Origin of the sequence: Glutamicibacter sp. AOP12-B1-11 (genome assembly GCF_052379245.1) — a bacterium.
Lineage (GTDB): Bacteria > Actinomycetota > Actinomycetes > Actinomycetales > Micrococcaceae > Glutamicibacter.
On sequence record NZ_JBQSYL010000005.1, the window covers coordinates 98883 to 112348 of the forward strand.

Below are 13466 nucleotides of genomic sequence, written 5' to 3' on the forward strand. Positions count from 1 at the left end.
TCGTTGCGCTCTGGCCGAAATATGGCTGGGATCTGGCCATTCGTGATAGACAATGAAGTATGGCTATTACTGCATTCAAAGATACCCCTGTCCAGACTATTGGCGAGCTGCCTGCCGTTGGCGCGCAGGCACCTTCCTTCACCCTGACCGATACCAACCTCGCAGAGGTCACCAGTGAATCACTGGCCGGCCGTCGCGTGGTGCTGAACATCTTCCCATCGGTTGATACCGGCGTATGCGCTGCCAGCGTCCGTAAGTTCAACGAGCTGGCTGCCGGCCTGGAAAACACCACCGTGGTGTGCGCCTCCGCCGACCTGCCATTCGCCTTGGGCCGCTTCTGTGGCGCCGAAGGCATCGCGAACGTTGTGGCAGCTTCCGTCTTCCGCTCGAACTTCGGTGCTGACTTCGGCCTAACCCAGATCGACGGCCCGCTGGCAGGCCTGCTGGCCCGCGCTGTGGTCGTTTTGGATGAAACCGGCAAGGTTGTTTACAGCCAGATCGTTCCAGAGATCACCACCGAGCCAGATTACGATGCCGCTATCGCTGCTCTGAATAGCTAATCTCCGTTCTGCGCCTTCGGACCTGAAAAGGTGACGGTGCAAAAGTCGTGGCGATGCGCCGCTCCCTTAAATAGGGGGCGGCGCATTTATTTTTCCCCGAGGCATTCTCAAGAGCGGGTTCTAACCCTATACTCGTTTAAAGATCGTTTGTGATTGTTAGTATCTTGAAAAGATCACAAAACATCAAAATGTAGATTCTGTTCGACTAGATATTGAGAATTTGATCCCGGAAGGGGAGAGCTGCCGTGAGCGAACAAGTCGTGCTGGGTGCACATATGGAGCAGGAGCTGGTTTCACAGCCAGAGATGTGGCGGCGAGCAGTGGCGCAGCAAAAAACTGAGAACCTGCTGCCTGCACCGGGTCTTAAAGTCGCGGTCATTGGCTGCGGCACTTCATGGTTCATGGCCGAGGCATATGCCGCGGCGCGCGAAGCGGCAGGCCAGGGGATCACCGACGCCTTCGCCGCCTCGGAAGCCCGAATCACCACCCGCGACTATGACGTACTGGTTGCCATAACCCGTTCAGGCACGACCTCCGAGGTGCTTCAGGTCCTTGATGACCTCCGAGGTTCCCTGCGCACGGTCGGAATTATTGGCGATGTCAACTCGCCGATCATGGAAAAGCTCGACGCGGTAGTCGAACTTTCCTATGCAGACGAGCGTTCGGTGGTTCAAACTCGCTTCGCGACCACCGCCTTGGCTTATCTGCTCTCCAGCGTGGGCATCGATTTGGACGAGGCAATTGTGCAGGCCGGGGAACTGGTCAACGCGCAGACGCCCCAGCAACTCATCGAAGCCGAACAATTCACCTTCCTTGGCCGCGGTTTCAGCGTGGGGCTGGCCCATGAAGCTGCCCTCAAAATGCGCGAAGCGGTCCAAGGGTGGACCGAGGCGTACCCGGCGATGGACTACCGCCACGGGCCAATTGCCATTGCCGCACCAAACCGGGTGACCTGGATGTTCGGTGAAGAACCGGAAGGTCTGGGCGCGCAGGTTCAGCGCACGGGGGCCATCTACGTCAATAATGATCGGCACCCGCTGGCGGAACTGGCCTACGTTCACCGCGTCACTTTAGACCGTGCGCGAGCTCGCGGTATGGACCCGGATAGTCCACGTAACCTCACTCGTTCGGTGATCTTGGAAGACTGAGCTAGCCACATGAGTGAGCATTTCCTACTTTTTGATGTCGGTGGAACAGACATCAAGGCAGCCCTTGCCGATGAGCATGGCCATTTCCTGCACGTTCTGCGCGAGCCGACCATCGTGGCTGTTGCCGAGCTGGCAGCCGCCACGCTGATGAGGCAGTTGGTTGAACTTGCGGCGAGGCTTCGCAAGCTTTCCGGGCAGACGCCGCTAGCCGCAGGGCTGGTGGTATGCGGACTAGTTGATGCCGAGCACGGCATCGGGATCTTTTCCGCCAACCTTGGCTGGCGTCGGGCGCCACTGCGCCAAATGGCAGAGCAAGCCTTGGGCCTGCCCGTCGGCTTCGGGCATGACGTCACGCTGGCGGCCCGGGCCGAACTGGAGTTTGGAAGTGGCGCTGCCGATCCGGACCTGAAACGCAGCACGGTCGTGATGATCATCGGAACCGGAATCAGTTCCGCGCTGCTTGTTGACGGGCGGATAGTCAGTTCCGGTGGATATGCGGGCGAACTGGGCCATGCGCAAGTTCCCGGAGGGCTCGATTGCAAATGTGGCAACACCGGATGTTTGGAAACTCTGGGTTCTGCGGGCGCCATCGCCAGCAGATACGAGCAGCGCACCGGCCGCCGCGGCGGGGCCAAGGAGGTCTTCGAGGCCCGCAAGGCGGGAGACAGCGCAGCGGCACAAGTCATTGCCGACGCCATTGAGGCGCTGAGCTTCACGCTCGCCCAACAATGCGCATCAATTGCGCCCGAAGGCATTGTGATCGGTGGCGGACTAGCGCAAGCCGGAGACCGGTTCTTCGAGGAGTTACAAGTTGCGTTGTATGCCAGGCTTTCATTTCATCGTAAACCTCGCTTGGTTCCAGCACAGCTCGGGGCCAACGCCGGACTGCGCGGTTCATTGATCTTGGCTCAAGAAGCATCCGAGAAAAATCAGGGGAAAACTCCATGATTCTCAGCTTCACCCCGAACCCTGCCATCGATGAGAGCTACACGGTGGAAAATCTCACGCTTGATTCGAGCCATCGAGTTCCGTTACCGACCTCCCAAGCCGGTGGCAAGGGAATCAACGTGGCCCGGGTCCTGCACTCTCAGCATCACCCGGTGCTTGCGCTCAGCCCCACCGGCGGTAACAGCGGGATTGAATTTACCGAGAATCTGCTGGGCAGCGGCCTGCCCTTCAGAAGCATCCCGGTGACCGCGTCCACCCGGCGTTCTATGGCCTTTCACGATCCGCAGGCGAATACCACGACGTTATTCAATCAGGCCGGACAGGCGCTGGACTACCGGCAATGGAAAAACATTCTTGCCGCCTATGCGGAAGCACTCGGTGCTGCCAACGCGGTCAACATTTCCGGTTCGTGGCCTCCGGGAACCGAACCGGGACTAATCGGAGAGTTCATCAACCTCGCAACCGCGCGTGGATGCCCGGTGCTCGTCGATGCCACCGGCCCATGGCTCCTGCAAGCTGCCCGGCATCATGCGGTGCTCAAGCCCAACGAATACGAATTACGCGAGGCAACAGGCTGCCAGGACCTGGCCTTGGGCGCACGCAAGCTGATCGACCTCGGAGCTACGGAGGTATTCCTGAGCGCCGGTGCGCGCGGCATCTTCCGTTTCTCCTCGGCTACCCCGGCCATAGGCCATGCGGTGTTGCCAAGGTCCCTCAGCGGAAACCCGACTGGCGCCGGAGACTCGGCCGTGGCAGCAATCATGACCGGCTACTTGCGTGAGCAAGAACCTGAATTTACCTTGCGGCTCGCCGTTGCCTGGTCTGCGTCCACGGTGCTCATGCCCACCGCAGGTGCCCTTGCGCCTGCTCATCAAGAGCTCTTCGACGAAGTCGAGTATCAAATTCTGCCGGCAAACGCCGAAATCTAAGGAGAAACGCCCATGCCATTGGTGCCCACCCGAGAAATAATGGACCTCGCACAGGCAGGGGCCTTTGGACAAGGCGCCTTTAATGTCATTCATCTAGAAACGGCGCAAGCCCTCATTCAAGGGGCCGAACTGGCGAATACCGCGTTGATCTTGCAGATTAGCGAGAACTGCGTGAAATACCACGGGGGACTAGCGCCCATTGCCGCGGCCAGCAAGGCGCTGGCCGAACTGGCCAGCGTGCCAGTGGCCCTGCACCTGGACCATGCAGAAGACGAACAGTTGGTCTATCAAGCGCTAGAGCTTGGCTTCGGATCCGTGATGTTCGACGGGGCGAAGCTGGGCTTTGAAGATAATGTCGCAGCCACCCGCCGTGTAGTTGCGGCCGCGAAACTCACCGGAACCTATGTTGAAGCCGAGCTCGGGGAGATCGGCGGAAAAGACGGGGCTCATGCTCCCGGAGTCCGGACCGACCCAGGCGAGGCAGCCCATTTCTCCTCGCTGACCGGCATAGATGCATTGGCCGTTGCTGTCGGTTCGTCGCACGCGATGTTGCACCGCGGTGCGACACTGGATCTGGAGCTCATTGGGCGGCTTAAGGAAAGTCTGGGCATTCCGCTGGTGCTCCATGGGTCCTCGGGAGTGCCCGACGAAACACTGGTTGACGGAATCCGGGCCGGGATGCGCAAGATCAATGTCTCTACGCATCTGAACGGGTACTTTACTCGGGCGGTACGGCAATGGCTCGCGGAGCATCCCGAAGCGGTGGATTCGCGCAAATACATGGCTGCCGGGCGAACCCAGATGGCAATCGAGGCAGCGCGACTGCTCAAGCTCTTTGCCTCTGCCTAAAAGCCATGAGCCGTTGTCGCGGATCGGTGGCAATCCGCCGAAGGGACAGTTCTCCGCTCCTGCCCAACCGCGTCGGACTTCAAGGCCAATTTTTGGCTCTTGCGGTTGGGCCTGCGCGTGTATTCTTCGTTGATTGCTTCTAGGGCACGCAAAATCCCACCCTGCCCAGAATCCGTAATTCTCTTCGCGGATCTCTACCCGACAGGGCTGGAACGGAACCGAGCCGGCATGAATCGTTGCACTGCCGCGCGAATGAGTACGTCCAAGGCATGCGGTGATGCCTATCCGTCACCTTACGTCCCGAACGTAGAAAAATTCATCCAGAAGTGATTGTTTATGATCTTTTAGCGCCTAGTTAGCTCTAAAAATATCATCATGAAGCCTTGACCAGTGAGCTCTATCACTACATAATCGGTGTAGGCCGATTTTTTCTGACTATAAGTCGCCAAAAAAATCAGAATCGTTCACACCGAGTAGGGTGCCGCAATGGCGCGACAATGAGGAGCAGAGATGAAACGAACTACACGTACCGCGGTGGTGGCCCTGTCTGCAACGGCAGCGCTGCTGTTGAGCAGCTGCGGTTTTTCTGGCGGTGAAAGCGATGCCTCCACAGATGCGGCGGGCGGCGAAAACACCACTTTGGAAATGCTCGTTCCTACCTACTCCACAGGCACCAAGGCCCTGTGGGAAGGTGTGATCGAAGACTTCGAAGCCGAACACAGCAACATCAGCATCAACCTCGAGGTGCAATCGTGGGAAAATCTTGAAGGCGTACTGAAGACCAAACTTCAGGGTAACCAGGCACCCGATATTTACAACGGTGGCGCCTTTGCCGAGTTCGCCGCAGAAGGACTGCTTGCTCCGGTCTCAGATGTCGCTTCACCCGAAACCATTGAGGACTTCCAGCCCGCCTTCGCAGATGCCGAAAAATTTGAAGGCACCCAGTACGGACTGCCACTGATTGCCTCGGCCCGCGCGCTGTTCTACAACGAGACGCTGATGGACGAAGCCGGAGTCCAGGACGTCCCAAAGACCTGGGATGAACTCTACGAAGCATCAAAGCTGATCAGCGAAAAGACCAAGGCGGACGGCTACGGCATGCCTCTGGGCAGCGAAGAAGCCCAAGGCGAGTCACTGATCTGGTTTGCGGGAAACGGAGGCAACTTCGGTGATGCAGATTCGATCTCCGTGGACACCCCGGAAAACCTCGAAGCCGCCGAATTCATGAAGAAAATGATCGATGACGGCGTCACGCAAAACGATCCGGGCGCTACCCAGCGCACCCCTATGCTGAACACCTTCATCCAGGGCCAGCTAGGTTTCGCCTATGCACTGCCACAGACCGTGGGGCAGATTGAAAAGGAAAACCCCGATCTGAAATACGGGGTTACCACGGTCGCCACCAAGACCGGGGAACCTGCAACCTTAGGCGTCGCGGATCGGCTGATGTCTTTCAAGAATGACGGAAGCAAATCGTCAGCCGTCAAGGAATTCATGGACTACTTCTACTCGGCCGATGTCTACACCGACTGGGTCAGCACCGAAGGATTCCTTCCAACTACCCAGTCCGGTTCCGAGAAGCTCGCCGGGGACGAAGTCCTCAAGCCATTCTTGGACATGTTGCCGAACGCGGTTTTCTACCCCACGACCAACCCCGCATGGAATGCGACCGACGGTGCTTTCAAATCGCTGATGGGCGAACTGGGTACCGGTAAGTCCGCCGAGGACGTGCTCAAGGGCATCCAAGCCAAGGCTGACGCGGCCAGCTAGCAGCCTGGGCGAATCCAAGTAACCACGCAATAAGAGGCCCGACGAACGTTTCGCCGGGCCTCTGTTGCCGAACCAAACGATACGGCCGGCCCTCGTAGTTTTCCCGTGGCGCCGAAAGAATAAAGGAGAGCAGAGCGTGAGTACCTCGTTACAGGTCACCCCGGCACCTGCCAAGAGACGCAAACGCGGTAATGACTCGCAGTCATTGCTGTCCTCAGTGCCCTGGATAGGGCCGGCTTTGCTCTTGATTTTGGCCATGGTGGTGTATCCGGCCGGTTACATGATCTACAACTCGACCCGTAAGATTTCATCGGTTGGCACCGACCTTCATTCTGTCGGATTGGACAACTTCGTCACGGTCTTCCAAGATCCGGCACTGCCTCGGATCATGATCAACACCGTGGTTTGGGTCCTCTCCGTTGTCGTGATCACGGTGCTTCTTTCATTGGCTCTCGCCCAATTCTTGAACAAGCCGTTCCCCGGGCGCACTTTTGTGCGAATGGCCGTCATCGTTCCCTGGGCCGCCTCGGTAGTCATGACCACGACAGTGTTCTACTACGGCTTGGATCCCAACTACGGAATCTTCAACAAGTTCTTCATCGACATAGGGCTCATGGACGAAGGGTTCGGTTGGACTAAAAATGCGGTCCCAGCGATGCTGGTTTCGATCGTCGTTGCCATTTTCGTTTCGATACCCTTTACCACCTATACGCTGCTCGCCGGGATGCAGGCCATCCCGGAAGAAACCCTAGAGGCAGCTCGGGTGGACGGGGCAGGTAAATGGAAAACCTACATCTTCGTGATCCTCCCGCAGCTGCGCTCGGCGCTCGCCGTCGCGGCTCTGATCAACATCATCAACGTTTTTAATAATCTCCCTATTCTGAAGGTGATGACCGGTTCGATTCCGGGAAACAGCGCCGACACGCTCATGACCTACATATTCAAGGTTCTGCAATTTGATCGCCGCTTGGATATCTCCTCAGCACTTTCCGTGGTGAACTTCGCCATTGTTGTTGTCATCGTGGCCATCTACGTCAAGTCCGTCAAACCAATGCAGGAGGTATAGAGATGGCGTTTCTCGTCACCGCCGATCGTGCCTCGCGCAAGACGGTGATCATGCGCATGCTGATCGGTGTACTAGTTGTTCTCATCTTCCTTCTGCCATATCTGGCCATGCTCATTGGCTCCATAAAAACACAGGCGGAAATCCTCTCTATTCCGCCGGATTATCTCCCTCGTGAAGGTGCACAATGGTCGAACTACGCTTCGATGTGGGCGACTCCAGAGACACCGGTCCCATATAACCTCATTTCCACGATTGTCATCTCGGTTTTCGCCACGCTGTTGGTGCTTTTGGTAGCTACCCCGGCGGCGTATTACACGGCCCGTTTTAAGTTCCCGGGCAAAATGGTGTTTATGTTCTTGGTCATTGTGACCCAGATGCTGCAGCCTGCGGTGCTTACCGCCGGCCTGTTTAAGCAGATGCTTGCGTGGGATCTACATGACACGTGGCTGGCCATGATTCTGATCAATGCGGCCTTTAACCTTGCCTTCGCCGTATGGATCATGCACTCCTTCTTCGCAGGCGTTCCGCGCAGCATCGACGAAGCCGCGCAAATCGACGGTGCAGGAAAACTGCGCGTGCTCTTCACCATCAATCTGCCCTTGGTTTGGCCGGGCATCGTCACCGCGGTGATCTTCACCTTTGTCTCCTGCTGGAACGAATTCGCAGCGTCATTGGTGATCTTGTCGACGGCCGAGAATCAGCCGCTCTCCGTGGCGTTGACGAAGTTCGTGGGACAGTACTCCACCGCCTGGCAGTACGTCTTTGGGGTTTCGATTGTCGCGATTGTTCCGGTGATCATTCTGTTCGCCCTGATTGAAAAACGACTGATCGGTGGCCTTGCCGCTGGGGCGGTGAAATAGCTATGCCAGGTAACGCGCCTGCGCTGGAAATCGTTGCAACTTCACCAAGCTGTGCCGCGCGCGCGGTGGGCGCAGGAGCCGACAGAATCGAAGCATGCCAAGCGTTGGAACTCGGCGGGCTTACCCCAAGCCCCGAACTGCTGGTCAAAGCCCTGGAGCAGTCGCCCCCGCTTGGCGTACATGCACTTTTGCGTGAGCGTCCCGGTGATTTCACCTACACTGCCGAGGAACTAGATTTGCTGGTCAGCCAGGCGCAGCGGCTTGCCTTCGAAGGAGTGCAAGGACTGGTCATCGGGGCTACGACCGCTGAAGGATCCCTAAATATCCCGGGGATTCGCGTGCTGATCGAGGCTGGGCGGCAGATCAATTCGCAAATGGAAATCACGGTGCACCGCGCCATCGACGCAACGCCCGATCCTGCGCACAGCGTCCTTGAGCTTTTGCAACTTCCGGTCACACGAGTGTTGACTAGCGGAGGACGAAGTACGGTTGGTGAAGGGCTACCCATGATCAAACGCATGGTGCAGCGTGCCGAAGGAAGAATTGAAATCATGTCCGGTGGTGGCATGAAGCCACGGGACGTGCGTGCGGCTTATGCCACAGGCATAGCGGCAGTTCATTTCTCCGCCAAAACACCTTATGCGCAGAGCCTGGCCGTTGATGAACAACAGGTTAGAGAACTACGCAATTTACTTGATGATTTGCACTATTAGAGAGCTGGATCCATGAAACGCGAGGAACGCCTGAACCATATCCTCGACCTCCTGGCTAGCAATGGCCAGATTGATGTCGAGCAGATTGTTCAGCAGCTGGAAATCTCGCCTGCGACTGCACGACGGGACCTGGACTCGCTGTCCAATGCCTCGCTTCTCACTCGAACCCACGGTGGAGCAGTCTCAAACACGGTCGCCTATGACCTTCCCTCGCGGTATCAGCGTGAAGACCATGACGAACGCAAACTTCAGATCGCAAGGCTCGCCGCTGGCATGGTTGAAGCCGATACCGTGGTCGGACTTTCTGGGGGCACTACCACTAAAGCAATAGCCATTGAACTGGGCATGCGCCAGGATCTAGTGGGGGAGCCCGGTCGTATCACCCTCACCGTAGTTACCAACGCAGTCAATATCGCCTCTTTGCTCGCCGTGCGCCCGCACATTCGCGTTATGGTCACCGGTGGGGTGCTCAACGAGCGCTCCTACGAGCTTGTCGGCCCGCTAGCGCAAAATTCGCTTGGCAAAATCACACTCGATATGGCTTTTGTAGGCATCAATGCGCTGGAACCGAGCATCGGAGCGATGGTCAGCGATGAGATGGAAGCAGCAGTCAACGAATTGATGATCAACCAGTCTCGTAGGAGCTACCTGGTGGCAGATGCTTCGAAGATCGGAGGGCATTCCTTCGTGATCTTAGATCGCGAAAACCTCACCGGTCTGATCACCGACGATCAGATCACGGACGAGCAACGGGAGGCCCTTGCCATGGCAGGGATCCCGGTCATCACCAAAACGGGAATGTCTGCGGCACAGTAAGTGCATCGGGCCAACGCTGCAGCATGGTCAGGCGCTGCAGTATGATCCGCTCGGACTCCTTGCTCAGCCGCAGCACAGCAGTCGAAGTCTATGATCGATATGTGACTGGTGAAAAGACATTGACGACGAGCGGCACTCGCATCCTGAAGATTGAGATTTTCCTCGTTCTAGGGCTCTCACTCGGACAGAGCGCCGTGTATTCGCTTATCAGCTTTGCCGACAAGGCGACTCGTGCGCCACTGCGCGAGCAGGCCACATCCATGAACAATCCGTTGAACACGCGAGAATACTTTGACCTGGCGTACCAGCTCCTGGATATCCTTTTCGCCCTGCTCCCGGTGGCCCTCGCGCTCTATTTCATGCATCGAACGCTCGGACGAAGCATCAGGGACATAGGCTTCGATTTCCGTCGTCCTGGCAAGGATGCGCTGCTCGGGGTGTGCTTGTTTCTCGTCATGGGAATCGGCACGCTAGGCGTATATGCAGCGGGTCGAGCATTCGGCATCACCACAGCGCTGGCCACGGCAAATCTCGCAGACTACTGGTGGAGTGTGCCGGTGCTGGTCCTTTCAGCGGTACGCCATGCAGTACTGGAGGAAGTCGTGATGTTGGCTTTCCTCTTCGGCTACGGCAAGAGACTCAATCTTGGACCCTGGGTGCTGATTCTCGGTTCGGCCCTGCTGCGCGGAAGCTATCATCTGTACCAAGGGGCCGGACCGATGATCGGCAACTTCGCCATGGGTGTGGTCTTTGGCTGGCTCTATCATAAATACGGTCGCGTCATGCCCCTGGTCATCGCACATTTCCTGCTGGATGCCGTTGGTTTTGTAGGCTTCTTGCTCATCGGCCCGGCCATCGGCATTGGTGCCTGAGCACTTTCCAGATTCACGATGGCCCAATTTCGGAGTGCTTTTAGCAGGGGAGTGAAAATGCAGATTAGCGAGCTTCAGATGAATGGCCTTGCCGAGGTGGTCGCACTCTGGCAACGGGTGGAACTCACCCGGCCTTGGAATGATCCGCTGGCCGATGCGGAACAAGCGCTACGCAACGAGTCATCCACAATTCTTGTGGGGCACCGCGACGGAGCGCTGCTTGCCTCCGCGATGGTTGGTTTTGATGGTCACCGCGGGTGGCTGTACTACGTTGCGGTCCGTCCCGAGAGCCAGGGCCAAGGACTGGGCCAACAGATCGTTGGCGCGGCCACCGATTGGTTGCGCCGACGTTCGGTGCCCAAGGTGCAGCTGATGGTTCGCTCCGAGAACTCGCAGGTCATTCGATTCTACGAGCAGCAAGGCTACGAAACCCAAGACATTGTGGTTTTGGGCAAGCGGCTATAGGCAGAGCAGAGCCTTGCCAGTTTGAGCGCACAACTGGCATTAAAGAAGAGTAGGTGGGGGCGCCATTGCCCCCACCTACCTTCGTGCGTACCTTGTCTTACAGCACCACGGTACCGTTATCGGTTTCGAAAGTTACAGACAAGATGCCCGGGGTCCCGTTGGGTGCTTCATACTCCATGCTCACCGCACCGAGATTCACGTTTTCTGGCTGCCCCAGCCAATCAAGGACTCGGTCGCGTGAACCGGCAATGGCAATGCTCTGGATCTGGCCAGCGGGATCCAGCGCACGGGAAGGGTGCAAGTCTTCGGTGCCGGCGTCCCAGCGCAACAAGTATGGAACCTGCGGGTCCGCGATCAGACCCTTGATGCCAATCTGCTGCCAGGTGAGTTCGCGGCCGTCAGGGAACTTGCGGTTACCCGGAACCGATTTGCGTCCCAGGCGCTCTTCTGCGCTTGAGAGATCCTCAACTGAAACACACCATCCCATCCATCCGCCGCCCAGCTCGGAACGGGCACGGACCGCCTGCCCAAACGGTGCCTTGTCGCTAGCGGGGTGGTTCAGAACTTCAACTACTTCTAGGTATTGGTCATGCTTGAGCGGGAAAATTACATTGCGAGTTCCGAATCGCGGATGCACGCCTCCCTTGACGAATTCCAAGCCCAAAGCCTCGGAGATTCTTTCGGCGGTTGGCATGAGCCCGTCCGGGCCACATGCGTACGTAACGTGATCTAGCCTCATCATGTGCCCATCATGTCACTATGTGATTCAAGTCTCGACTTAGGCTACCCTAACTGGCAAACTGGCGATCGAACGCTCTGCATAAATTGCGTTATAAAAGTGCAATATGACCGATTGCGTCACTTTGAGCCACTTCATATTGCCAAGATCTTCGGTTGTCCGGCAGACTTGTGTCAGGTCATGAGTCCCAGTAACAAGCCCCGGCTTACTGGGCGGCAACCCTCCTCCGCGGTGGGGTGCCCCGGGTGAAGACCTGGCCCTCGGCACAAACTGTGTCTAGGACAAGCGCGGGTTACCCCCTGGAAAGTACCTCGACGAGGAGCTTCCTGTCGGTGTGTTTTTTAGTGGTGTACCCCCATAGTCAACAAGCTATATGGAGGAAACCATGAGTAACAACTGGTCATTTGAGACGCGTCAGATCCACTCCGGACAACAGCCCGACCCGGTTACCGGAGCGCGTGCCTTGCCGATCTATCAGACGTCTTCGTTCGTCTTCCCCAGCGCAGAGAGCGCGGCCGCGCGCTTCGCCTTGCAGGAGCTGGAGCCGATCTACACTCGCATTGGAAATCCAACCCAGGAAGCCGTCGAAAACCGCATTGCCGACCTCGAAGGCGGTGTCGGCGCACTGTTGCTCGCCTCCGGGCAGGCGGCCACCACCTTCGCCATCCTGAACCTGGCCCAGGCCGGCGACCACCTCGTTGCCAGCCCAAGCCTGTATGGTGGAACGCAGAACCTGTTCAAGCACACGTTGCGCAAGCTCGGCATCCAGGTCACCTTCGTGGCCGATCCGGATAACCTGGCGCAGTGGCGCGAGGCTGTGCAGCCAAATACCAAGGCGTTCTTCGGCGAGGTGGTCTCCAACCCGCGTCAGGACATCCTGGACATCGAGGGAATCTCGGAGATTGCCCACGAAGCCGGTGTTCCGTTGCTGGTGGACAACACCTTGGCCACCCCATACCTGATCCGTCCGATCGAGTGGGGCGCGGACATCGTCATCCATTCGGCCACCAAGTATCTCGGCGGGCACGGCACCGCCATTGCCGGCGTCATCGTGGATTCGGGGAAGTTCGACTTCGCCAAGGATCCGGAACGCTTCCCTGATTTCAACACCCCGGACGAGTCCTACAACGGTTTGGTGTTCGCCCGAGATCTGGGCGTCAACGGCATTCTCGGCGCAAACCTCGCCTACATCCTCAAGGCACGCGTGCAGTTGCTGCGCGACCTGGGCTCATCGGTGGCACCCTTCAACGCCTTCTTGATTGCCCAAGGGCTGGAAACCCTGTCGCTCCGCGTGGAACGCCACGTGCAGAATGCCAAGGAAGTCGCCGCCTGGCTTGAAGGCCATGAGCAAGTCGAGCTGGTCGCCTATGCCGGGTTGCCTTCCTCGCCATGGTTTGAGCGTGGCCAGAAATATGCGCCAAACGGTGTTGGGGCGGTCATCGCCTTTGACGTTGCCGGCGGCGCCGAAGCGGGCAAGGCATTCGTAGATGCCCTAGAACTCCATTCAAATGTGGCGAATATCGGCGACGTTCGCTCGCTGGTGATTCACCCCGCTTCGACCACCCATGCACAGCTGACCGAGGCGGAACGCCTGTCGGCCGGCGTGCGTCCGGGGCTCGTTCGGCTGAGCGTGGGGTTGGAGAACATCAAGGACATACTCGCTGACTTGCAACTTGGTTTTGCTGCGATCGCAGAGCCTGCTAACCAGGAATTGCAGGAAACCCTCTAGGC

14 protein-coding genes and 1 riboswitch are annotated in these 13466 nt (G+C 57.8%); of the genes, 13 read left to right on the plus strand and 1 reads right to left on the minus strand.

Going from position 1 to position 13466, the window contains the following annotated elements; translation table 11 throughout:
* Positions 1-59 precede the first annotated feature (59 nt).
* From tpx to ACT3UQ_RS04380, 12 genes are all read left to right on the plus strand, one after another.
* Positions 60-560, plus strand: coding sequence for a thiol peroxidase (gene tpx / locus ACT3UQ_RS04325; protein ID WP_105649433.1), 501 nt, complete (start codon positions 60-62; stop codon positions 558-560).
* A 275-nt stretch (positions 561-835) separates the two neighbouring features.
* A complete protein-coding gene (locus ACT3UQ_RS04330) occupies positions 836-1708 on the plus strand; it encodes an SIS domain-containing protein (protein WP_374955680.1) in 873 nt (290 codons plus the stop codon).
* Between the two features lie 9 nt (positions 1709-1717).
* Positions 1718-2656 (plus strand): ROK family protein, encoded by a 939-nt coding sequence (locus ACT3UQ_RS04335; RefSeq protein ID WP_105649431.1) that lies wholly within the window; start codon positions 1718-1720, stop codon positions 2654-2656.
* The gene (locus ACT3UQ_RS04340; RefSeq protein ID WP_105649430.1) at positions 2653-3585 is read left to right on the plus strand and encodes a 1-phosphofructokinase family hexose kinase; all 933 of its coding nucleotides are present in this window, start codon (positions 2653-2655) and stop codon (positions 3583-3585) included. Before ACT3UQ_RS04335 ends, ACT3UQ_RS04340 begins: the two co-directional genes overlap by 4 nt.
* Before the next feature lie 12 nt (positions 3586-3597).
* Complete coding sequence (locus ACT3UQ_RS04345; RefSeq protein WP_105649429.1) at positions 3598-4434, plus strand: class II fructose-bisphosphate aldolase; 837 nt, start codon at positions 3598-3600, stop codon at positions 4432-4434.
* A gap of 510 nt (positions 4435-4944) precedes the next feature.
* Positions 4945-6204: an extracellular solute-binding protein gene (locus tag ACT3UQ_RS04350; RefSeq protein ID WP_444636538.1), complete on the plus strand. Its 1260-nt coding sequence runs from the start codon at positions 4945-4947 to the stop codon at positions 6202-6204.
* Positions 6205-6340: 136 nt separating this feature from the next.
* Positions 6341-7270, plus strand: a complete 930-nt coding sequence (locus ACT3UQ_RS04355; protein WP_105569895.1) for a carbohydrate ABC transporter permease — start codon at positions 6341-6343, stop codon at positions 7268-7270.
* Between the two features lie 2 nt (positions 7271-7272).
* The gene (locus ACT3UQ_RS04360) at positions 7273-8130 is read left to right on the plus strand and encodes a carbohydrate ABC transporter permease (RefSeq protein WP_219844281.1); all 858 of its coding nucleotides are present in this window, start codon (positions 7273-7275) and stop codon (positions 8128-8130) included.
* Between the two features lie 2 nt (positions 8131-8132).
* Positions 8133-8843, plus strand: coding sequence for a copper homeostasis protein CutC (locus tag ACT3UQ_RS04365; protein ID WP_105649428.1), 711 nt, complete (start codon positions 8133-8135; stop codon positions 8841-8843).
* A gap of 12 nt (positions 8844-8855) precedes the next feature.
* Positions 8856-9659 carry a DeoR/GlpR family DNA-binding transcription regulator gene (locus ACT3UQ_RS04370; RefSeq protein WP_105569897.1) on the plus strand — a complete coding sequence of 268 codons (804 nt, stop codon included), beginning with the start codon at positions 8856-8858 and terminating at the stop codon, positions 9657-9659.
* 119 nt (positions 9660-9778) lie between these two features.
* Positions 9779-10531 carry a CPBP family intramembrane glutamic endopeptidase gene (locus ACT3UQ_RS04375; protein ID WP_444636550.1) on the plus strand — a complete coding sequence of 251 codons (753 nt, stop codon included), beginning with the start codon at positions 9779-9781 and terminating at the stop codon, positions 10529-10531.
* Positions 10532-10588: 57 nt separating this feature from the next.
* On the plus strand, positions 10589-10996 hold the full coding sequence (locus tag ACT3UQ_RS04380; RefSeq protein WP_105649426.1) for a GNAT family acetyltransferase: 408 nt from the start codon (positions 10589-10591) through the stop codon (positions 10994-10996).
* Positions 10997-11093: 97 nt separating this feature from the next.
* On the opposite strand, the gene ACT3UQ_RS04385 is transcribed toward ACT3UQ_RS04380, so the two are convergent.
* Entirely contained in the window at positions 11094-11738 is a 645-nt protein-coding gene (locus ACT3UQ_RS04385; protein WP_105553769.1) for a VOC family protein, read from the minus strand.
* Between the two features lie 173 nt (positions 11739-11911).
* A riboswitch (SAM riboswitch) is annotated at positions 11912-12029 on the plus strand.
* A 91-nt stretch (positions 12030-12120) separates the two neighbouring features.
* On the opposite strand from ACT3UQ_RS04385, the gene ACT3UQ_RS04390 reads away from it, so the two are divergent.
* Entirely contained in the window at positions 12121-13464 is a 1344-nt protein-coding gene (locus ACT3UQ_RS04390; RefSeq protein WP_105649492.1) for a bifunctional o-acetylhomoserine/o-acetylserine sulfhydrylase, read from the plus strand.
* The last annotated feature ends 2 nt before the right edge of the window (positions 13465-13466 follow it).

Excerpts from the sequence above, each read along its gene's own strand:
- ACT3UQ_RS04345 (WP_105649429.1), top strand. The coding sequence starts at position 3,598 with ATGCCATTGGTGCCCACCCGAGAAATAATGGACCTCGCACAGGCAGGG.
- ACT3UQ_RS04370 (WP_105569897.1), top strand. The coding sequence starts at position 8,856 with ATGAAACGCGAGGAACGCCTGAACCATATCCTCGACCTCCTGGCTAGC.
- ACT3UQ_RS04350 (WP_444636538.1), top strand. The coding sequence starts at position 4,945 with ATGAAACGAACTACACGTACCGCGGTGGTGGCCCTGTCTGCAACGGCA.
- ACT3UQ_RS04340 (WP_105649430.1), top strand. The coding sequence starts at position 2,653 with ATGATTCTCAGCTTCACCCCGAACCCTGCCATCGATGAGAGCTACACG.
- ACT3UQ_RS04365 (WP_105649428.1), top strand. The coding sequence starts at position 8,133 with ATGCCAGGTAACGCGCCTGCGCTGGAAATCGTTGCAACTTCACCAAGC.
- ACT3UQ_RS04385 (WP_105553769.1), bottom strand. The coding sequence starts at position 11,738 with ATGATGAGGCTAGATCACGTTACGTACGCATGTGGCCCGGACGGGCTC.
- ACT3UQ_RS04360 (WP_219844281.1), top strand. The coding sequence starts at position 7,273 with ATGGCGTTTCTCGTCACCGCCGATCGTGCCTCGCGCAAGACGGTGATC.
- ACT3UQ_RS04380 (WP_105649426.1), top strand. The coding sequence starts at position 10,589 with ATGCAGATTAGCGAGCTTCAGATGAATGGCCTTGCCGAGGTGGTCGCA.
- tpx (WP_105649433.1), top strand. The coding sequence starts at position 60 with ATGGCTATTACTGCATTCAAAGATACCCCTGTCCAGACTATTGGCGAG.
- ACT3UQ_RS04390 (WP_105649492.1), top strand. The coding sequence starts at position 12,121 with ATGAGTAACAACTGGTCATTTGAGACGCGTCAGATCCACTCCGGACAA.
- ACT3UQ_RS04330 (WP_374955680.1), top strand. The coding sequence starts at position 836 with ATGGAGCAGGAGCTGGTTTCACAGCCAGAGATGTGGCGGCGAGCAGTG.
- ACT3UQ_RS04335 (WP_105649431.1), top strand. The coding sequence starts at position 1,718 with ATGAGTGAGCATTTCCTACTTTTTGATGTCGGTGGAACAGACATCAAG.